The sequence below is a fragment of the Kitasatospora sp. NBC_00315 genome, assembly GCF_041435095.1.
GTDB lineage: Bacteria > Actinomycetota > Actinomycetes > Streptomycetales > Streptomycetaceae > Kitasatospora.
Map to the genome: position 1 here is coordinate 3,884,980 of NZ_CP108025.1, position 19,268 is coordinate 3,904,247.

Here is a 19,268-nt window from a genome sequence, read left to right on the forward strand (position 1 = left end):
CAGCACGAACCCCCAGAGACCGAGGAGTCGCCGCCATGGCGGAGAACGAGACGTCCAACCAGCACGCCGGCCGGGTCGCCGTCGTCACCGGGAGCAGCAAGGGCATCGGCGCGGCCATCGCCGTCGAGCTCGCGGCCCGTGGGCACCGGGTGGTGATCAACTACCTCAGCAGCGCGCAGGAGGCGGCCGCGGTGGTCGAGCAGATCGAGGCGGCGGGCGGCACCGCCGTGGCGCACCGCGCGGACGTCTGCGACGCCGAGCAGGCCCGCGGCCTGGTGGCGCGCGCCGTCGAGGAGTTCGGCGCCCTGGACGTGCTGGTCTGCAACGCCAACGTGGGCCTGGGCGCCGGCGACGTGGCGAGCGTCGAGTGGGAGGTGTTCGCCGGCAAGCTGAACGCCGAGCTGGCCGCCGCCTTCCACCCGACCCAGGCGGCCCTGCCCGAGCTGGCCAAGAGCGGCGCCGGCAGCATCGTCTACCTCTCCAGCGACTCCGCCCGCGGGCCGGGCGCGCCGCACCTGCTGGCGCACGGCGTCAGCAAGTCGGCGCTCAACGCGTACGGCCGCTTCGTGGCCAAGGACGCGGCCCCCCAGGGCATCCGGGTCAACGTCCTCTCGCCGGGCCTGGTGCGCACCGAGGCGACCGCGGCCATCCCGGCGGAGATGTTCCAGCACTGGCTGGACCGCATCCCCTACGGCCGGGCGGCGGAGGCCCAGGACGTGGCCCGCGCGGTCGCCTTCCTGGCGTCCGGCGAGTCGGAGTACTTCGTCGGCCAGGTGATCTCCCTCAACGGCGGCTCCGACCTGGGCCGTTGAGCGGTCGGCGGGTGAGGCGTCCGAGGCTGGTAACGGGAAGAAGGGAACGAGGATGACTCCGGATGTGATCGTGGCCGGCGGCGGCCCGGTCGGGCTGATGGCCGCGTGCGAGCTGCAGCTCGCCGGGGCGCGGACGGTGGTGCTGGAGCAGGCCGCCGAGCCGAGCGGGCAGTCCCGCGCGCTCGGCCTGCACGCGCGCACGGTGGAGGTGCTCGACATGCGCGGGCTGCTCGACCGGGTGGACAGCCGGGCGCCGGTCTGGCCGAAGGGCCACTTCGGCGGCCTGCGGAAGGTCGACCTGACCGAGCTGGACGGTGAGCACAGCTATGCGCTGATGGTGCCGCAGTCGAGGACCGAGGCGCTGCTGGAGGAGCGCGCCGCGGAGCTGGGCGCCGACATCCGGCGCGGCCACACGCTGACCGGCCTGCGGCAGGACGCGGACGGCGTGACCGCGGAGGTGACCGGCCCGGACGGCGGCTACCGGATCGGTGCCGGCTACCTGGTCGGCGCGGACGGCGGCGCCAGCGCGGTGCGCAAGCTGGCGGGCATCGCCTTCCCCGGGACGGCGTCCACGGTGAACGCCGTGCTCGGGGACGTGCAGATCACGGGCGAGCAGTCGCAGTCGCGTGAGCTGCACCGGCTACCGGGCGGCCTGTTCGCGATGATCCCGCTCGGCGGGGACGTGTACCGGGTGGTCGCCGTCGAGTTCGACACCGAGCCCGTGCCGCGCAGCGTGCCGATGACCGCGCAGGAACTGCGGGACACCGCCCGCCGGGTGTCCGGCAGCGATCTGCCGGTCGGCGAGACCTACTGGCTGTCCCGCTTCGGCGACGCCACCCGGCAGGCCGAGACCTACCGCAGCGGCCGGGTCGTCCTGGTCGGGGACGCGGCGCACGTGCACTTCCCGGCCGGTGGGCAGGGGCTCAACACCGGCATGCAGGACGCCCTGAACCTCGGCTGGAAGCTCGGTGCCACGGCGCTGGGGCACGCGCCCGAAGGGCTGCTCGACAGCTACCACGACGAGCGGCACCCGGTGGCGCACCGGGTCTGCATGAACACCCGGGCGCAGCTCGCGCTGATGCACCCGGCCGACCGGATCACCCCGCTGCGCGACCTGTTCAGCGAGCTGATGGACCTCCCCCAGGTGAACCGCTACCTGGCGGAGATGATCACCGGTCTCGACATCCGTTATCCGATGAGCCCCGCGGCGGAGGACTCCCCGCTGCTCGGCTGCCGGGTGCCGCCGCTGCACCTGGTGACCGCGGACGGCGCCACCGTCACCCCCAACCAGCTCCTGCACGAGGCCCGCGGCCTGCTGATCGACCTCACCGAGGGCGGCGCGCTGGCCCCGGTCGCGGCCGGTTGGCACGGCCGGGTCCGGTACGAGCCGGCCCGCCCGGCCGAGGACGAGAAGACCCGGGACCTCGCCGCCCTGCTGGTGCGCCCCGACGGCCACGTGGCCTGGGTCTCCTCGGACGGCCACGACGAGAGCGGGCTGCGGCGCGCGCTCGCCACCTGGTTCGGCGCCCCGGCGCAGCCCTGACCCGCCCCCCGACAGCGGAGGACACCATGCAGACAGCGAACAGCGGCACCCTGGCCGATCCCGTCCTCTACGAGGAGATCCAGGCCTTCTACGCCCGGCACATGCAGCTCATCGACGAGGGCAGCCTGACCGCCTGGGCGGCCACCTTCACCGAGGACGCGGTCATCTCCAACAACGTCAACCCGCGCCCGGCCGAGGGCCGCCCGGCGATCGCCGCGGTGATCCACCGGGCGCACGGCGAACTGGCCTCGAAGGGGATCCAGCAGCGGCACTGGATGGGCATGCTCACCGTCGAGCCGGTGGACGGGGAGAACGTCCGGGCGCGCAGCTACGCGCTGATCCTCAACACGGCGGCGGGCGGCGCACCGGCCGTCGAGCGCAGCACGGTCTGCCACGACGAGCTGTCGCTGGTCGGCGGCGCGTGGCAGATCCGGCGCCGACGGGTGCACCACGACGGGTAGCCGGTACGGCGAAGCGGGCGGGCCCGCGGGGAGATCCTCCCCGCGGGCCCGCCCGCTTCGCCGTACCGGGCGCGGTCAGTCGAGCATGGCCACCGCGCGGGCCCAGCCGGCCCCGGCGCCGGCGATCTTCACCGGGAAGCAGGAGACCTGGAAGCCGTACGAGGGCAGCGACTCCAGGTTCGACAGCCGCTCGATCTGGCAGTACTCGCGGTCCCGGCCGGCGAAGTGCGCGGGCCACAGCACGCTACGGTCGCCCGTCCGGCGGTACTCGTCGATGATGTGGGTGAAGGGCGCGTCCAGGCTGAAGGCGTCGGTGCCGATCACCCGGACGCCGAGGTCCAGCAGGTAGTGCACGGCCGGGCCGTCGAGGCCGGCGAACTGGGTGAAGTAGGCCGGGGTGCCGATGCGTTCGGCCGCCCCGGTGTTCAGCAGGACGATGTCCAGGGCGTCCGGGAGCCGGCCGATCCGGTCGAACTCGGTCTTCAGCCGGTCGGCGCCGATCGTCCCGGTGCCCACGTCCCGGACGTCGAGCACCAGGCCGGGGCGGTAGAACCAGTCCAGCGGCATCCGGTCGATGGTCCGGGCCTCGCCGTAGGAGGCGGTGCCGTAGTGGGCGGGCGCGTCGACGTGCGTCCCGGTGTGGCTGGTGAGCGTCAGCGTGTCGTTGGTCAGGAACTCACCGCCCGGCAGGGTCTCCGGGGCGAAGTCGAGGTCGAAGTGGGCCTTCATCTCGGACGCCATGTGCCGGGCGCCCTCGGCGGCCGACATCACCTTGTGGATGACCGGGTCCGGCTCCCAGAAGGCGGCGTCGATGGGGGAGGAGATGTCGATCAGACGCATGCGTGGGCCTCTCGTAGATGTCCGTGACGGCGTTCTCCCGGCCAGGGAGGCCCGGGCCGGGAGAACGGGATCGGTGCGGGGCGCGCGGGGCGCCGCCCGGATCAGGCCTCGGCGGCCGAGACCAGGGCGAAGGAGTCGGCCTTGACGGACACCAGCGGCATCATCTCGCCGACGTGGGTGCGGAACTCGCCGCTGGAGACGACCGCGTGGTGGGCCGCGGCGTCCTGCCACCGGCCGATGTTGACGTAGGTGGTCGGGTCCGACTGCGAGCGGAGCATCTGGTAGTCGACGAAGCCGGGCTGCTCGGCCATGAAGGCCGCGTACTTGCCGAACAGCGCCTCGAACTCGTCGGCGGTGTCGCCCTTGAGCGTGAAGGTGGTGATGAAGGTGGCCATGGTGATTCCCTCCTCGGGTACGGACCCCGGCTCACTGCCGGAGCGGGGCTGGTGCGGGTGGCGCGGCGCGGGGCCGACGCGGGGGCCGACGCGGGCGGCGGGGCGCCGCGGTCGCGTGGGCCGGGCGTGCGGGCGTGCGCCGGCCGGGTGTGCGGGGGACGGCGGCGGTCAGTCGCGGCGCAGCAGCTGGGCCATCCGGGCCCGGAGCTCCTTGCGCGGGACCTTGCCGTTCGGGGAGCGCTCGATCGACGCCACGATCTCGATGTGCTCGATCCGCTGGTAGTAGGGGAGTTCGGCGTTGACCTCCTCCGCGACGGCCAGCGCGGCCTTCGCGCGGTAGTCGCCGTCGGCGGTCTCGTCCGGGCCCGCCGCCTCCTCGGTGAGGACGACGAAGGCGGTGGCCACCGCGTCGCCCACGGCGCCGGTGAAGTCCACCACCACGCAGTCCCGGACCGCGCGGTGGCGGCCCAGCGAGCGCTCGATGTCGGTGGGCGAGACCACCCAGTTGTCGCGCTTGAAGACGTCCTTGATCCGGTCGACCAGGAAGAGTCTGCCGTCGGCCTCCACCCGGCCCACGTCGCCGGTGGACAGCCAGCCGTCCCGGTCCACGGCCGTCCCCGCGTCGTCGCCCAGGTAGCCCAGCATCACCTGCGGGCCGCGCACCTGCACCTCGCCGGGCTCGTCCACGCCGAGCACCGCCCGGGTGTCGATGTCCACCACCCGGCACTCGGTGTCCGCCACCGGGCGGCCGACCGAACCCGGCTGCCAGTCGGCGGCGTCGTCGGAGTGCGTCAGCGGCGAGGTCTCGGCCAGACCGTAGCCCTGGATGACCGGTACCCCGAAGTGTCCGGAGAGCAGCCGGGCCGCAGCCGGGGGCAGTGCGGCGCCGCCGGAGGCGATCACCTGGACGGTCTCGAAGCGCAGACCGGCCAGAGCCGGCGAGCCGGCGAGCGCCGCCAGCCGGACGGGCAGGCTGTAGTAGTGGGTCGCGCCGTGGTGATTGGCCAGCTGCACGGCCTGGACCGGATCCGGCTCCCCGCAGAGGAGTTGGGTCGCCCCGGCGAAGATCGCCGAGTTCATGTGCATGGGGTGGAAGGTCGGCAGGTGGTTGAGCGCCACCGAACTGCCGCCCAGCCGGTGCGCGTGCGCCACCTGGGCGGCGTTGACCGCCACGTTGCGGTGGCTCAGCATGACCGTCTTGGGCATGCCCGTGGTGCCGCTGGTGAAGTGCAGGCAGGCGAGGTCGCCGGGCCCGGGCCGGGCCGCGCGGTCCTGCTGGGGCCGGCCGCCGGCCTCGGCGAGCACCTCGCGCAGGGTACGGGCACCCGGGACGCCCCGGCCCGAGTGCGGACCGATCACCACGATCTCCTTCAGCTTCGGCAGCCGCTCCCGCATCGGCGCCAGCCGCTGCGCCGTGGCCGCGTCGACCAACGCCACCTCGGTGCCCGAATCCCCCAGCACGTAGGCGAGTTGCTCCTCGCGCAGGTACGGGTTGAGCGGCGCGGCCACGTTGCCGCTGCGCAGGATGCCGTAGTAGCCGACGATGAAGTCGGGCGACAGCAGGGAGGTCAGGGCCACCACGGTGCCCGGCCGGCCGAGGTACTGGCCCAGCACCGTCGCGCACCGCTCCACCATGGCGTCCAGCACCGCGAAGGAGATCGTCCGGGTGCCCGCCCGGACCGCGAGCCGCGAGCCGTGCCGGGCGGCGGAGGCGGTCAGCATCGCGTCGGCCGAGGACTGCGGGTAGGCGAGACTCGGCCCCGTCACGAACGTCCCCTCTCCGGATGTGAGTCGGTCAGCCACGGGCCTGCGCCTCCGCGAACGCGCGGGCGTGGTTCAGGGTGGCGGTGCTGTTGGTCCCCAGCGCGTTGCGCACGAAGGCCTTCGCGTCCTGCACCGTCTTCCCCTCGCCCAGCAGGGACACCTTCTCCGGGTTGATCCGGATGACGTGCCGGGACGAGGCGGTGACCCTGCCCTCCGGGGTGGCGGTCAGCGTCCAGCACCCCAGGTGCAGGTCGAGCAGCGGCGGCAGTTTCAGCTGCTTGTAGACGATCCGCTCCTGCGGGAAGCAGACCCGGATCGAGGCGGTGGTGTGGATGTTCCCGTCCACGGCCTTGGTGTCCATCTCCAGGTACTGGAGTCCGGCGCTCTCCTCGCGCAGCTCCAGCCGGGACACGTGCGGCAGCCGGACGGGCCACTCGCCCGCCTCGTACAGGAACGCGTACACCGCGGCGAGCGGGCCGTCGATGACGACCGTGTCCTCGAAGTCCAGCTCCAGGTCGCCCCGCCGGTCGCCGCCCTCGACCGCCGCCCTGAGCGAGGCCAGCTCCGCCTCGCTGTTGCGGTCCACCGCGCGGGCGATCCACTCGGCCGCGTCGGGGACGTCCTCCACCGGCGTGTAGTCGTGCGTCAGCAGGACTCCCGCTCCCCCGCCGGGCAGCTGTTCGATGATCCACTCGCCGCGCATCGCCGCCACCGGCGACTGCGAGACCTCCTGGCGGAAGCTCACCCGCCTCTGCTCGGGCAGCAGTTCGCGGCGCGAGATCCAGGTCTTGGGCTCGCCGTTGGCGGTCGCCCAGAGCTGGATGCGCTCGTCGCGCCCGTCGAACTCCAACCGCTGCGCGTGGATCGTCGGCCCGAAGGCGCCCGGCCAGCGGGTGACGTCGGACACCAGCGCGTACACGGCGTCGGGATCCGCCGCCACGTCGATCCGGTGCTCGGTGTGATGGCTGTAGGGGCCAGCCTGGCCTGGTGACGGCCGCATGCCCGCACCTCCTCTTTCCCTTGGTTCGCCAAAAGTCGCCGAAAGTCGCCGAAGGGCACCGGACTCGGCCGGCGGGCAGCGGACTTCGCCGGAGCCGGCCGGGTGTCAGGGCCTTCGGGGCCGCTCGGGTGGAGCGGCCCGGGGCATCAGTAGTTGCCGAGTCCGCCGCAGACGTTGATCGCCTGCGCGGTGATCGGGGCCGCGGCCGGGGTGGTCAGATAGCCCACCAGCGAGGCCACCTCCTGCGGGGTGGTGTAGCGGCCCAGCGGGATCTTCGCCTCGAACCGCTCCTGGATGTCGTCCACCGTGGTGTTCCAGGCCGCCGCGTAGCCCTGCCGGACCCGCTCCGCCATCGGCGTCTCCACGTATCCGGGGCAGACCGCGTTGACGGTGATCCCGCTCTTGGCGAGCTCCAGCCCGAGTGCCTTGGTGAAGCCGATCACGCCGTGCTTGGAGGCGGAGTACGGGGCGGCCATCACCACGCCCTGCTTGCCCCCCGTGGAGGCGATGTTGATGATCCGCCCGGAGCCCGCGGCGGCCATGCCGCCCTCCTTGAGGACCTGCCGGGTGATCCGGAAGACGCTGTTGAGGTTCGTGTCGATGACGTCGTCCCACAGCTCGTCGGGGAGATCGGCGGTCACGCCGCCACCACTGCGGCCGGCGTTGTTGACCAGGACGTCGATCCGGCCGTACGCCTCCAGCGCGCGGGCGACGAACGCCGCCACGTCCTGCGCCGAGCGCACGTCGCAGGCGACGCCGTCGGCGGTGAAGCCTGCCGCCCGCAGCTCCTTGACCACGGAGCGGACGTTCTCCTCGGAGCGTGCGCACAGGAACAGCCGGGCGCCGGCGCGGCCGAGCTCCTCGGCCACGGCGCGGCCGATGCCGCTGGTAGCGCCGGTGATCAGGACCACCTGCGAGCGGTCGTTGTCGACCATGGAAGCCACCTCCTCGTCCGCCGCGGGGCGAGGCGCCACGCAGCAGGACGACCCTCGGCCGCCGGCCTCGAAGCGCCCTCGAAGCGGCCTCGAAGGGCCCCCGACCCGGCTTCGAGCCGCGTTCGAGGCCGGCCCGGCAGCCTCGTGCTGTCACATCACCACCGAGGAGGATGACGTGCAGTCCACCACCGACCCCGCTCTGTCCGGCACCGGTCTCTACAGCGAGATCCAGCAGTTCTACGCCCACCAGATGCAGTTGCTGGACTCCGGCGAGACCGACGCCTGGGCCGACACCTTCACCGAGGACGGCGTCTTCGCGGCCAACGCGCACCCCGACGCCAAGGGCCGCGAGACCATCCGGGAGGCGGCCGGCAAGGCCGCCGCGCAGCGGATCGGCGCCGGACTGCAGGTGCGCCACTGGCTCGGCATGCTGGAGGTGGCCGCGCAGGAGGACGGCTCCGCCCGGGTGCGCAGCTACGCCCTGGTGCTCAACACGCCCGCGGGCGGAGCGCCCGCCGTGCACGCCAGCACCACCTGCGACGACCTGCTGGTCCGCGGTGAGGACGGCGCCTGGCTGGTCGCCCACCGCTACATCAGCCGCGACGACCTGCGCTGACCCGCGCCGGCCTGCGCCGTCCGGCCCGACCGACCGACCGGCCGACCGGACGGCCCGGCCCGACGGCGCCGCGACGCACGAAGGCGCCCGCCGACTCGCGGCGGGCGCCTTCGCGTTGCGGGCTCCGGGGGCCGCGGCCGTCCTAGGGCCGGCCCACCGCTTCCTTCTTCTTCCTCGGCAGCAGCAGCGCCGGGACCAGGCCGACCAGGCTGAAGCCCAGCGCCCAGAGGAAGGCGTGGTCGAAGGCCGGCACCACGTCGTGGACGCCGGTCGGCACCGAGCGGACGGCGTCGAGCGAGGAGTGCTCGCCCGCGCGGTTCCGGTAGCCCTGCTGGAGGATCACCGACAGCAGCGCCGTGCCGAGCGAGCCGCCCACGCGCTGGGCGATGTTCACCATGCTCGTCGCGTGCGGGATCCGGGACGGCTCCAGCCCGTGATAGGCCGCGACCAGCGTCGGGACGAAGGTCAGGCCGAGCCCGACCCCGCGGACCAGCAGGGTGACGGCGAGCCACGGCTCGGGGGTCGCCTCTCCGACGAAGGCGTACGGGACGGTGCCCAGCAGGACCAGGGCGAGACCGGCCGGGACCACCCGACCGGGGCCGAGACGGTCGGTGAGCTTGCCCGCGTACGGCGTGACCAGCACGGCGCCCAGACCCTGCGGGGCCAGCAGCAGACCGGCCATCATCGCGTCCTGCCCGCGGACCAGCTGGTAGTAGAGCGGGAAGAGGATGAGCGCCCCGAAGAGCGAGGCACCGAGCATGAACGCCGCGGTCGTGGAGGCGACGAAGCTCGGCGCGCGGAACAGGCGCAGGTCGACCAGCGGCGGCTTCTGCCGGCGCAGCGCGTGCACGACGAACCCGGCGAGCATCACCACGCCGAGCGCGAGCGAGGCGTGCACCACCGGGGAGGCGAGGCCACCGGCCTGGCCCATCTCGGAGAAGCCGTAGACGAGCGCGGCGAGTCCGGGCGAGAGCAGGAGCAGCGAGACCACGTCGAGCGGCGCGGCCTGCTGCGGCTCGTCACGGGGCAGGATCCGCAGGGCGAGCACGAAGGCCACGGCGCCGAGCGGCAGGTTGACGTAGAAGAGCCAGGGCCAGTCCAGGTGGTCGACGATCAGTCCGCCGATCACCGGGCCGAAGACGGGAGACAGCATGCCGGGCACGGCCGCCATCCCCATCACGCGGCCCATCAGCAGCGGGCCGGCGGCCCGCGCGAGCATCGTCTGCGCCAGTGGCATCAGCATGCCGCCGCCGAGACCCTGCAGAGCGCGGAAGGCGATCAGGCTCGCCGGGTCCCAGGCCAGGCCGCACAGCGCGGAGCCGAGCACGAAGACGCCGAGCGACACCAGCCAGGCGCGACGCGCGCCGAACCGGCTGACCGCCCAGCCGGACAACGGGATGACCAGGGAGAAGGCCAGCAGGTAGCTGGTCGTCACCCACTGGATCGTGGAGAGCGAGGTCTTGAGGTCCTGGCCCATGGTGTGGACGCCGACGGTGACGATCGTGGTGTCGAGGGTCGACATCACCACGCCGAGCGTCACGGTGGCGCCGAGGAGCAGCAGTGAGCGCGGTATCCGGTCGGGCGGTGTGGGTGGCGCCGGGTCGGGCGCACCCGTGGCGGGAGCCGGATCGACGCCGAGCTGAGGCGGCTGCTGGGACATGGTTGAAGCCTCCGGGAAATGTGGGGAGACCAGTCGGGCATCGCGGCGCGCCGGCCGGTTCGGTCCGGCCGTCGGGCGATTTCCGTTCTGGGTAAGGCAGATGACTGTTCAACAGTTTCTGGCGAACGGCCGACCGTATCGTAGCCACCCCCGCCCGGATCCGTCCCGCGATCCCGGCGGCCCGATGGGGCCCGGCGGATCGTCCGCAGTTCGCTGATGTGATGTCATATACCTGGTATCGACCCTGGTTTGACCCTTCCATGGAGCATGGGTTCGTACACGATGCTCCCTGTCGGCCTTCAAGGCGGACTCAAGGTGCCCTTGAGTCGCCCTGGCGAGCCTGAATCCGAGAGATCCGGCGAACGGTCATTTCCCCTTATCCGCCGTGAGGACAGGCATGAGACGCAGAGTTGTCATTACAGGCATCGGCACCGTGGCTCCGGGCCGAACCGGCACCAAGGAATTCTGGGACCTCGTTTCGAGCGGTCGGACCGCGACGCGGGACATCTCCCTGTTCGACGCCACCGGCTACCGCTCCCGCATAGCCGCCGAATGCGAATTCTCACCGCTCGCCGAGGGGCTCACCCCGCGCGAGATCCGCCGCATGGACCGCGCCGCGCAGATGGCCGTGGTCGGCACCCGCGAGGCGCTGACCGACAGCGGGCTCAAGGACTCCGCCCTGGCGCCGCACCGGATCGGTGTGGTGATCGGCAGCGCGGTCGGCTGCAGCATGAGCCTGGAGGAGGAGTACGCGGTCGTCAGCAACGCCGGCGAGAGCTGGCTGGTCGACCACTCCTACACCTCGCCGCACCTGTTCGGGCAGTTCGTGCCGAGCTCGCTCGCCGCCGAGGTGGCCTGGGCCGCCGAGGCCGAGGGGCCGGCCGTGGTGCTGTCCGACGGGTGCACGTCCGGGCTGGACGCACTGGGCCACGCCTGCGAGCTGATCCGCGAGGGCTCCGTGGACGCCGTGCTCGCGGGGGGCACGGACGCGCCCATCTCGCCGATCACCGTCGCCTGCTTCGACGCGATCAAGGCCACCACCCCGCGCAACGACGACCCGGCCCACGCCTCGCGCCCGTTCGACCGGACCCGCAACGGCTTCGTCCTCGGCGAGGGCGCGGCAGTGATGGTCCTGGAGGAGTACGAGCACGCCCGGCGCCGGGGCGCGCACATCTACGCCGAGGTCTCCGGCTTCGCCAACCGGTGCAACGCGTACCACATGACCGGGCTGCGCACCGACGGCCGCGAGATGGCCGAGGCCATCCGGGGTGCCCTGGACGAGGCCCGGATCACCGCCCGGGACATCGGCTACGTCAACGCGCACGGCTCCGGGACCAAGCAGAACGACCGGCACGAGACCAACGCCGTCAAGGCGGTGCTCGGCGACCACGCCAGGGCCACCCCGATGAGCTCCATCAAGTCGATGGTCGGCCATTCGCTGGGCGCGATCGGTGCCATCGAGGTGGCGGCCTGCGCGCTGGCCATCGAGCACGGGGTGCTGCCGCCCACCGCCAACCTGCACGAACCCGATCCCGAGTGCGACCTCGACTACATCCCCGTCCACGCGCGGGAGAAGCGGGTCGACGCCGTGCTGAGCATCGGCAGCGGGTTCGGCGGGTTCCAGAGCGCCGTGGTGCTCACCCGTCCCGAGAGGAGCGCAGCGTGAGCCGGCAAGCCGTGGTGACCGGCCTGGGCGTGATCGCGCCCACGGGTGTGGGCGTCGCCGACTACTGGGCGGCGACCCTGCGGGGACGGTCCGGGATCCGCCGACTGGAGCGGTTCGATCCGTCCTCGTACCCGAGCGTGCTGGCCGGCGAGATCCCGGAGGACGCCTTCGACGCCGCCGACCACCTGCCGAGCCGGCTGCTCCCGCAGACCGACCGGATGACCAGGATGGCACTGGCCGCCGCCGACTGGGCGCTGGCCGACGCCGGCGCCGATCCGGCCCGGACCGCGGACTTCGACATGGGGGTGGTCACCGCCAGCTCCTCGGGCGGCTACGAGTTCGGCCAGCGGGAGCTGCAGAACCTCTGGGGCAAGGGCCCCGAGCACGTCAGCGCGTACCAGTCGTTCGCCTGGTTCTACGCGGTCAACACCGGCCAGATCTCGATCCGCAACGGGATGCGCGGGCCCAGCGCGGCCTTCGTCGCGGAGCAGGCCGGCGGCCTGGACGTGCTCGGCCAGGCCCGCCGCTCGGTACGCAAGGGCACCCCCATGATGCTCAGCGGCGGCGTCGACGGCTCGCTCTGCCCCTGGGGCTGGGTCGCCCACCTCTCCACCGGCCTGGTCAGCACCGAGCACGCCCCGGAGCGGGCGTACCTGCCGTTCGCCCAGGACGCCGGCGGCCATGTGCCCGGGGAGGGCGGCGCACTGCTCCTGGTCGAGGACGCCGAGGCCTTCGAGCGGCGCGGCGGGGCCGGACACTACGGGACGATCGCCGGCTACGCCGCGACCTTCGATCCCAGGCCCGGCTCCGGACGGCCCCCGGCCCTGCGCCGGGCCGCCGAACTCGCCCTGGCCGACGCCGGCCTCACCGCCGCCGAGGTGGACGTGGTGTTCGCCGACGCGGCGGGATCGCCGGAGCAGGACCGTGCGGAGGCCGAGGCCATCCGCGGTCTGTTCGGCGCCCGGGCGGTGCCGGTGGCCGCCCCCAAGGCCTCGACCGGCCGGCTCGGCTCGGGCGGCGCCCCGCTGGACGTCGTGGCCGCGCTGCTGAGCATGCGCGACGGCCTCGTCCCGCCGGCCGGCCCGGTGACGGCCGCCGCCGAGGCGTACGGCCTCGACCTGGTGGTCGGCGAACCGCGCCGCGCCGAGCTGCGGACGGCCCTGGTCCTCGCCCGCGGCCACGGCGGCTTCAACAGCGCCCTGGTGCTCCGGGCCCCGGCGGCCGAGGGCGCGCCGGCGGCCGCCTGACCCGCCGGGCGCCGCTCGCACCGAGCGGCGCCCGTGCACCCCGCGGCGCCCCTACACCCCGCGGCGCCCGTGCTCGCAACGCCCTGACGCCGCAGAGCCCGTACGCCGCACCGCCCCCGAGCCACGCGGCCCGCGCACCCCACCGGGCCGGCACCCCACCGGCCCGCATCCCGCAACGCCCGTACACCCCGCACCACCATCCCCGAGAGGACGGAACCCGTGAACACACTGACCCTGGACGCCCTGGTCGTCATCCTGCGCGAGAGCGCGGGCGAGGACGAGAGCATCGACCTGGGCGGGGACATCGCCGACCAGTTCTTCACCGACCTCGGCTACGACTCGCTCGCACTGCTGGAGACCGCCGGACGCATCCAGCGCGAGTACCGGGTCACGCTCGACGACGACCAGCTCGGCGCGGCCGAGACGCCGCAGCAGTTCCTGGACGCCGTCAACGGCCAGTTGGCCGCGCGTACCTGATCGACCACCCGGCCGGGCCGCGCCGTCTCCCCCAGCACCAGGAGAGGGCGCGGCCCCGTCGGTGCGGGCGCCCGGAATTCCGCGGCGCCCGGCGAACAGGAAGTTCGACGGGACTTCAAGGGAAGTTCGAGGCCGGTTCCGGAGGATGACGACGGACGGGCCCGACCACAATCGGCGACCACCGCGGGAGCGCACGCCGAGAGAACGCCAGGAGGCGTGACATGACGGACAGTTCCTCACAGGTTCTCGTGGTGGGTGCCGGCCCCGCGGGTCTCACCGCCGCCCATGAACTGCTCAGGCGGGGCATTTCGGTGCGGCTGATCGACGCCGCGCCGGGGCCCGCCCCCACCAGTCGGGCACTCGCCACCCATGCCCGGACGCTGGAAATCTACGACCAGATGGAAATCCTGGACATCCTGCTGCCGCAGGGCCGGATCATGCAGAAATTCACCATTCACCAGAACGGCTCCCAACTGGCCGCCCTGGGAGCCGACTACTCGCAACTCCCGACCCGTTTTCCGATGACCGTCCTGGTGGACCAGGCCATCACCGAAACCGTCCTGCGCGACGCGGTGAGCCGGCTCGGCACCGAGGTCGAATGGGGAAAGCGGCTCGACTCCGTCGAACAGGACGGCACCGGCGTCACCGCGATCGTGCGGGACGGCGACGGCACCGAGGAGAAGCTCAGGACCGACTGGCTGGTCGGCTGTGACGGCGGGCACAGCACCGTCCGCAAGCTGCTGGGCCTGCGCCTGCTCGGGGACTCCACCGAGACGTGGCTGATCGCGGACGCCGAGGTCGACACCGACATGGACACCCACAGCCTGCACTGGCTGCGCTCCGGGTCGGACGCGATGATGGCGGTGCCGTTCCCCAAGGAGCGCAAGTGGCGCCTGCTGGACACTGCGGACGCCTCCTACGACGGGGACGCCGCGGCGGTCGGCGCCCGCTTCTCCGAGAAGCTGAGCCGCGCGCTCGGCCGGCAGGTGACGGTGCACGAGCCCAGCTGGGTGTCGGTGTTCACCATCCAGCAGCGGATGATCACGGCGATGCGGTCGGGCCGCTGCTTCGTGGCCGGCGACGCCGCGCACGTCCACAGTCCGGCGTCCGGACAGGGCATGAACACCGGCATCCAGGACGCGTACAACCTCGGCTGGAAGCTCGCCGCGGTGATCCGCGGTGAGGCCGCCGACCCGCTGCTGGACACCTTCGCGGCCGAACGCGTGCCGGTCGGGGCCAAGCTGCTCGGCTCCACCAAGAACGCGACCCGGCTGATCGCCCTCCAGGAGCGCATCGTCGGTCTCGTCCTGCCGCCGTTCTTCAAGGTGCTCGGCCTGTTCCCGGCCCTGCTGATGATGATCTCCCGCAAGGTCATGCGGGCCATGTCGGCGCTCGACCTCGACTACCGGGACAGCCCGCTGACCACCGCCGCGCTCGCCACCGCCCCGGGCTCCACCGTCAAGGCGCCGAAGGCCCTGTGGCCCACCCCCGGACGACGGGTCTCCGAGTTCACCGAGGCGCAGGAGAGCGACCCCGGCTGCGCGGACCTCCTGCGCGAACTGCGCGACGTGCGCTGGACGCTGCTGGTCGGCGACGCCGGCCGGGCCGCGTCCTGGGCGGTGCCGGAACGCCTGGACCGGCAGTACGCCGAGTGGCTCTCGGTGCGCACCGTCTGCGCCGGGACCGGCGGCGGAACGGCCGACGCCGACGCGGTGCGCCCGCTGCACGACCCGAGCGGCACCGTCGCCCGGCGGCTCCACCTGCGAAGTGACGGCTGGATCCTGGTGCGGCCCGACGGCTACGTGGCCTCGCGGGGCGACCACGGCGCGGAGGACCTGCTGGCCGAGGCGCTGCGGATCGGCACCGGCGGCCTGGTCACCGCCGGCCCGCCCGCAGCCCGCGGATCTCTCGGCAAGCACTGACACCGGAGGAGTTGGACGATGGACTTCGAACTGCAGGACCGCACTGTCCTGATCACCGGCGCGACCGGAGGGATCGGGGCGGCCGTCGCCCGGGCCTACGCCGCCGAGGGCGCGCGGGTCGCGATCGGGTACGCCTCCGACGCCGAGGCCGCGGGCAAGCTGGCCGCGGAGCTGGGCGCGGCGCACGACCGGGCCTTCGCCGTACGGTGCCGCATCGGCGCGGACGCGGCGGCCGGGGAACCCGCCGGAGCGGCGGCGGCGGACGGCTCGGCGGACGGCTCGGCGGAGTCGGCCGTCGCGGCGGTGACCGAGCGCTGGGGCGGGGTGGACGCCCTGGTCGTATGCGCCATGGAGCCCGGCGGCCTGCGCCCGCCCACCGCGCCGTTCGAGTCGCTCGACCCCGAGCACTGGGCCGGCTTCGTCAGTGCCAACCTCTCCCACAACCTGCGCCTGGCCCAGCTCACCCTGCCGCACATGCGCCGCTCGGGCTGGGGCCGGATCGTCCTGGTCTCCTCCGTGGTCGCCCGGCTGGGCAAGCCGGGCCGGGAGTTCTACGGCACGGTGAAGAGCGGCCTGCACGGCTTCACCCGCAGCCTGATGTGGGATCTGCGGGACACCGGCGTGCTGGTCAACCTCGTCAGCCCGGGCCTGACGCTCACCCCCCGGATGGCGGCCGACCTGCCCGCCGCCCGCCGCGACGAGGAGCAGCGGGCCACCCCGACCGGTCGCCTGAGCACTCCCGAGGACGTCGCCACGGCCGTCCTGTACCTCGGTTCGGCCGCCAACCGGAACATCACCGGCGAGGAACTCACGGTGGCGGGCGGTCGCTGACGATCAGTCAGGTGCATACTCCCGGCCGGGGGCCCTCCGAGCGACCTCGGAGGGCCCCCGGCCGTTCCTGCTCACCGAGGCGGGGCCGCACAGGTCCGGCGCCGTCGACGGCCGCCCGGGCACGGCGATGCCACGCCCGGGCCGGGCGGGGGAGGCGGTGAGGGAGCAGGCGGGAAAGGAGCCACCGCGGCGGCCGCCCGGGAGCACCGGCGACGCCGGCGGCCCGGAACAACGGCGAACGCCCAGGTCGGGCATGGCACGATCTGGTGGGCCGCCAGGGGCTCGAACCCTGAACCTACGGATTAAAAGTCCGCAGCTCTGCCAATTGAGCTAGCGGCCCGCCGGCCTGCGCCCACCGCGCTCGCGGTACGGCACCTGCCGGGGTGATCCTACCTGGTGGCACCGGGGCATCCGCCAGCGGATTGCCGGGGCGCGTCGTACCCGTGGCGGCCCGATCCCGTCGGTCGGCGGGATCGACGGGCGGAGCGACCGGGGCCGGCACCGGTCCGGCCCCGGTAGCGAGCGCGGGAGCGGCCGATCAGCCGGCGGACGGCGGGGTGTAGTGCGCGGCGCGGACCCGGCGCAGCCAGGCCTCGGCCGGCGCGCGGTCCGGGGCCGCCGGCAGGACGCCGGGGCGGGCGAGGCGCTCCTCGGCCGCGACCAGCAGGGCGGTCGCGAGCTCGGGACGGTCGGCGATCCGCTCGCCGAGGTCGCGGACCCGCTCCGGGTCCTCAAGGCGCAGCACGATCTCGCCGCTCTCGTGCAGCCGTACGCCCTGTTCCACGAGTCGCACCAGGTGCCGGGCGTGCTTGGCGGCCCGGGCACGGGTGACCGGGTCGGTGGTGTCGCGGGTCAGGAGCTTCGTGAACTGCTTGCGGGCGTAGCCGAGGTAGGAGCCGCGCACGGCGCCGGCGCTCAGGAAGCAGTGGCGGATGCCGATCAGTTCGTCGCCGAGCGGGGTGCGGATCTCGTAGAGCTCGGCCGGCAGCCAGACCAGCTCGGAGGCGGTCGGATTGCAGCCGAGCGCCAGCCGGCACCACTTGGCCGCCTCGTGCAGGGTGAGGTCGGGCGCCGTGCTCACCCGGGACTCGTCGGGGCGCTCCAGGCCGTGGAAGTCCTCGGTGGGCGCGGCGAACAGGCCGAGGCGGTCGAGGTCGGAGCCCGCGTGCGCGAGGCCGTAGGCCGTCGAACCGACGATGCCGGACAGCAGGACCTGCCGGGTCGGGGGCATCGCGTCTCCTCGGTCGTCCGGTGGTGTGTGCGGCGGTCCGGTGAGTCTGCCCTGCCCTCGGCGGTGGCGGCGAGCGAATTCCGCTCCGCCCGTCCCGCTGCGCAGGGCCGGCGGAGCGCCACCGAAGCGCCGTGGCGCGTCATCGCCCTGTCTGCCGGGGGAGTTCGCCGCTTGGGTTACGGTCGGGGCATGTCGGATGTCATCCTGATCACAGGGGGCGGGCGCGGGATCGGCGCCGCCACCGCCCTGCTCGCCGGCCGCCGCGGCTACCGGGTCTGCGTCAACTACCGTAGCGACGAAGAATCCGCCGAGGCCGTGGCCGGCGCCGTCCGCTCGGCCGGCGCAACGGCCCTGGCCGTCCGGGCGGACGTCAGCCGCGGTGCTGAGGTCGAGCGGCTCTTCGCCACCGTGGACGCCGAACTCGGCCCGCTCACCGCCCTGGTGAACAACGCCGGGACGGTGGAGCGCCAGGGCCGGCTCGAAGAGTTCGACGAGGCCCGGCTCGCCCGGATCTGGGCGGCCAACATCACCGGCCCGTTCCTCTGCGCCGCGCAGGCCGTCCGCCGGATGTCCACCCGGCACGGCGGCACGGGCGGCGCGATCGTCAACGTCTCCTCGCGGGCCGCCCAACTCGGCTCACCCAACGAGTACATCGACTACGCGGCCTCCAAGGGAGCACTGGACACGATGACCCGCGGGCTGGCCCTGGAGGTGGCCGCCGAGGGCATCCGTGTCAACGGGGTGCGTCCGGGGCTGATCCACACCGCTTTCCACGCCCTGGGAGGCGAGCCCGGCCGGGTCGACCGGATCGCCCCCGACCTGCCGATGCGCCGTGGCGGCACGGCCGAGGAGGTGGCGGAGTCGATCATGTTCCTACTCTCCCCCGCCTCCTCCTACACCACCGGCTCGTTCCTCGACCTGGCCGGCGGCCGCTGAGCGGCGCCGGGCCTCCTGCGCCGGGCCTCCTGCACCGGGCCTCTTGCACCGGGCCTCTTGCGCAGGTCTCCCCACCCGCCTCCTCCGGGCCGCCTACCGTGGAGGCCATGACCGACCGCGAGTCCGACCCGGCGCCCGGCAGCACCGCCTTCGTCCCCGTTCCCGGCGTCCGCAACCTGCGCGACGCCGGGGGCACCGGCCGCGCCGGCACGCTGCGCCCCGGACGGCTCTACCGCTCCGGCTCCTTCCACACCCTCACCCCGGAGGGCGCCCAGCGACTGAAGGCCCTGGGTCTGCGCACCGTCATCGACCTCCGCAGCGCCGCCGAGCTCGCCGGTTGGCCGGACCTTCGGCACGGCCTGGACCACGAGACCCTGCACCTGCCGACCTTCCCCGACGACCGTGAGAGCGGCGACCGGAGCTGGCCCGAGAGCCAGGCCGACCTCTACCTCTACCTGCCCCGGTACGCCGGTCCCTCCCTCGCCGCCACCATCCGACGCCTGGTCACCCCCGGCGCCCTCCCGGCGCTCCTCCACTGCGCCGTCGGCAAGGACCGTACCGGCCTGACCGTGGCCGTCCTGCAGTCGCTCCTGGGCGCCACCGACGCGGAGCTCACCGCCGACTTCCTGCTCTCCAACACCGGCCTCGGCCTGCTCGACGGCCCCACCCCGTACGTCGACGAGACCGGTACCGAACGCGTCTCCCGCCCGGTCACCGCCGCCCTGCTGCTCTCCTCCCTGCACTGGATCCGCGACACCTTCGGCTCGGTGGAGGCCTACGTCCTGGCAGCGGGGGTGACCGAGCGGGAATTGAGTGAGCTGCGCGTGGCACTCGGCAGCTGAGGTGCGGGGCGACTGGAGGTGCGGGCGCCTCGACCACGCGCCGGGTCCCGCCCACCGGCAGGCCCTTCGATGGGCCCGCGCACGAGAGGC

The 19,268-nt window shown here is 73.5% G+C and carries 18 protein-coding genes and 1 tRNA gene; 11 read left to right on the plus strand and 8 right to left on the minus strand.

Going from position 1 to position 19,268, the window contains the following annotated elements; translation table 11 throughout:
* The first annotated feature begins 35 nt into the window (after positions 1-35).
* Genes OG823_RS15750 through OG823_RS15760 form a run of 3 tightly spaced genes read left to right on the plus strand, consistent with a single transcriptional unit; the run spans position 36 to position 2,816 of the window.
* Positions 36-812: an SDR family NAD(P)-dependent oxidoreductase gene (locus OG823_RS15750; protein WP_371480175.1), complete on the plus strand. Its 777-nt coding sequence runs from the start codon at positions 36-38 to the stop codon at positions 810-812.
* A gap of 52 nt (positions 813-864) precedes the next feature.
* Positions 865-2,355 (plus strand): FAD-dependent monooxygenase, encoded by a 1,491-nt coding sequence (locus tag OG823_RS15755; protein WP_371480176.1) that lies wholly within the window; start codon positions 865-867, stop codon positions 2,353-2,355.
* 26 nt (positions 2,356-2,381) lie between these two features.
* Positions 2,382-2,816 carry a nuclear transport factor 2 family protein gene (locus tag OG823_RS15760; RefSeq protein ID WP_371480177.1) on the plus strand — a complete coding sequence of 145 codons (435 nt, stop codon included), beginning with the start codon at positions 2,382-2,384 and terminating at the stop codon, positions 2,814-2,816.
* Between the two features lie 75 nt (positions 2,817-2,891).
* Here OG823_RS15760 and OG823_RS15765 read toward each other — a convergent pair whose 3' ends face one another.
* The 5 genes from OG823_RS15765 to OG823_RS15785 form a co-directional block, all read right to left on the minus strand.
* Positions 2,892-3,656, minus strand: a complete 765-nt coding sequence (locus tag OG823_RS15765) for a cyclase family protein (protein ID WP_371480178.1) — start codon at positions 3,654-3,656, stop codon at positions 2,892-2,894.
* Between the two features lie 101 nt (positions 3,657-3,757).
* Positions 3,758-4,051, minus strand: a complete 294-nt coding sequence (locus OG823_RS15770) for an antibiotic biosynthesis monooxygenase (protein WP_371480179.1) — start codon at positions 4,049-4,051, stop codon at positions 3,758-3,760.
* Between the two features lie 168 nt (positions 4,052-4,219).
* Positions 4,220-5,818, minus strand: coding sequence for a class I adenylate-forming enzyme family protein (locus OG823_RS15775; RefSeq protein ID WP_371480180.1), 1,599 nt, complete (start codon positions 5,816-5,818; stop codon positions 4,220-4,222).
* Between the two features lie 28 nt (positions 5,819-5,846).
* A complete protein-coding gene (locus OG823_RS15780) occupies positions 5,847-6,815 on the minus strand; it encodes an aromatase/cyclase (protein ID WP_371480181.1) in 969 nt (322 codons plus the stop codon).
* Between the two features lie 146 nt (positions 6,816-6,961).
* Positions 6,962-7,750: an SDR family NAD(P)-dependent oxidoreductase gene (locus OG823_RS15785; protein ID WP_371480182.1), complete on the minus strand. Its 789-nt coding sequence runs from the start codon at positions 7,748-7,750 to the stop codon at positions 6,962-6,964.
* A 175-nt stretch (positions 7,751-7,925) separates the two neighbouring features.
* On the opposite strand from OG823_RS15785, the gene OG823_RS15790 reads away from it, so the two are divergent.
* Entirely contained in the window at positions 7,926-8,366 is a 441-nt protein-coding gene (locus OG823_RS15790; RefSeq protein WP_371480183.1) for a nuclear transport factor 2 family protein, read from the plus strand.
* Positions 8,367-8,508: 142 nt separating this feature from the next.
* On the opposite strand, the gene OG823_RS15795 is transcribed toward OG823_RS15790, so the two are convergent.
* Positions 8,509-10,026 carry an MDR family MFS transporter gene (locus OG823_RS15795; protein WP_371480184.1) on the minus strand — a complete coding sequence of 506 codons (1,518 nt, stop codon included), beginning with the start codon at positions 10,024-10,026 and terminating at the stop codon, positions 8,509-8,511.
* A 397-nt stretch (positions 10,027-10,423) separates the two neighbouring features.
* Here OG823_RS15795 and OG823_RS15800 point away from each other — a divergent pair, with 397 nt between their 5' ends.
* The 5 genes from OG823_RS15800 to OG823_RS15820 all read left to right on the plus strand — a co-directional run bounded on the left by OG823_RS15800 (position 10,424) and on the right by OG823_RS15820 (position 16,169).
* Entirely contained in the window at positions 10,424-11,692 is a 1,269-nt protein-coding gene (locus tag OG823_RS15800; protein ID WP_371480185.1) for a beta-ketoacyl synthase, read from the plus strand.
* Complete coding sequence (locus tag OG823_RS15805; RefSeq protein ID WP_371480186.1) at positions 11,689-12,939, plus strand: ketosynthase chain-length factor; 1,251 nt, start codon at positions 11,689-11,691, stop codon at positions 12,937-12,939. The genes OG823_RS15800 and OG823_RS15805 overlap by 4 nt, the downstream gene beginning before the upstream one ends.
* Before the next feature lie 219 nt (positions 12,940-13,158).
* A complete protein-coding gene (locus OG823_RS15810; protein WP_371480187.1) occupies positions 13,159-13,416 on the plus strand; it encodes an acyl carrier protein in 258 nt (85 codons plus the stop codon).
* 221 nt (positions 13,417-13,637) lie between these two features.
* Positions 13,638-15,338, plus strand: a complete 1,701-nt coding sequence (locus OG823_RS15815; RefSeq protein WP_371480188.1) for an FAD-dependent oxidoreductase — start codon at positions 13,638-13,640, stop codon at positions 15,336-15,338.
* Positions 15,339-15,356: 18 nt separating this feature from the next.
* Entirely contained in the window at positions 15,357-16,169 is an 813-nt protein-coding gene (locus OG823_RS15820; protein WP_371480189.1) for an SDR family NAD(P)-dependent oxidoreductase, read from the plus strand.
* 264 nt (positions 16,170-16,433) lie between these two features.
* Here OG823_RS15820 and OG823_RS15825 read toward each other — a convergent pair.
* Together OG823_RS15825 and OG823_RS15830 are read right to left on the minus strand one after the other, a co-directional pair.
* A tRNA-Lys gene (locus OG823_RS15825) sits at positions 16,434-16,509 on the minus strand.
* A gap of 198 nt (positions 16,510-16,707) precedes the next feature.
* On the minus strand, positions 16,708-17,400 hold the full coding sequence (locus tag OG823_RS15830; RefSeq protein ID WP_371480190.1) for a DNA polymerase beta superfamily protein: 693 nt from the start codon (positions 17,398-17,400) through the stop codon (positions 16,708-16,710).
* 189 nt (positions 17,401-17,589) lie between these two features.
* Here OG823_RS15830 and OG823_RS15835 point away from each other — a divergent pair, with 189 nt between their 5' ends.
* Positions 17,590-18,336: an SDR family oxidoreductase gene (locus OG823_RS15835; RefSeq protein WP_371480191.1), complete on the plus strand. Its 747-nt coding sequence runs from the start codon at positions 17,590-17,592 to the stop codon at positions 18,334-18,336.
* A gap of 107 nt (positions 18,337-18,443) precedes the next feature.
* Positions 18,444-19,178: a tyrosine-protein phosphatase gene (locus tag OG823_RS15840; protein WP_371480192.1), complete on the plus strand. Its 735-nt coding sequence runs from the start codon at positions 18,444-18,446 to the stop codon at positions 19,176-19,178.
* Positions 19,179-19,268 lie beyond the last annotated feature (90 nt).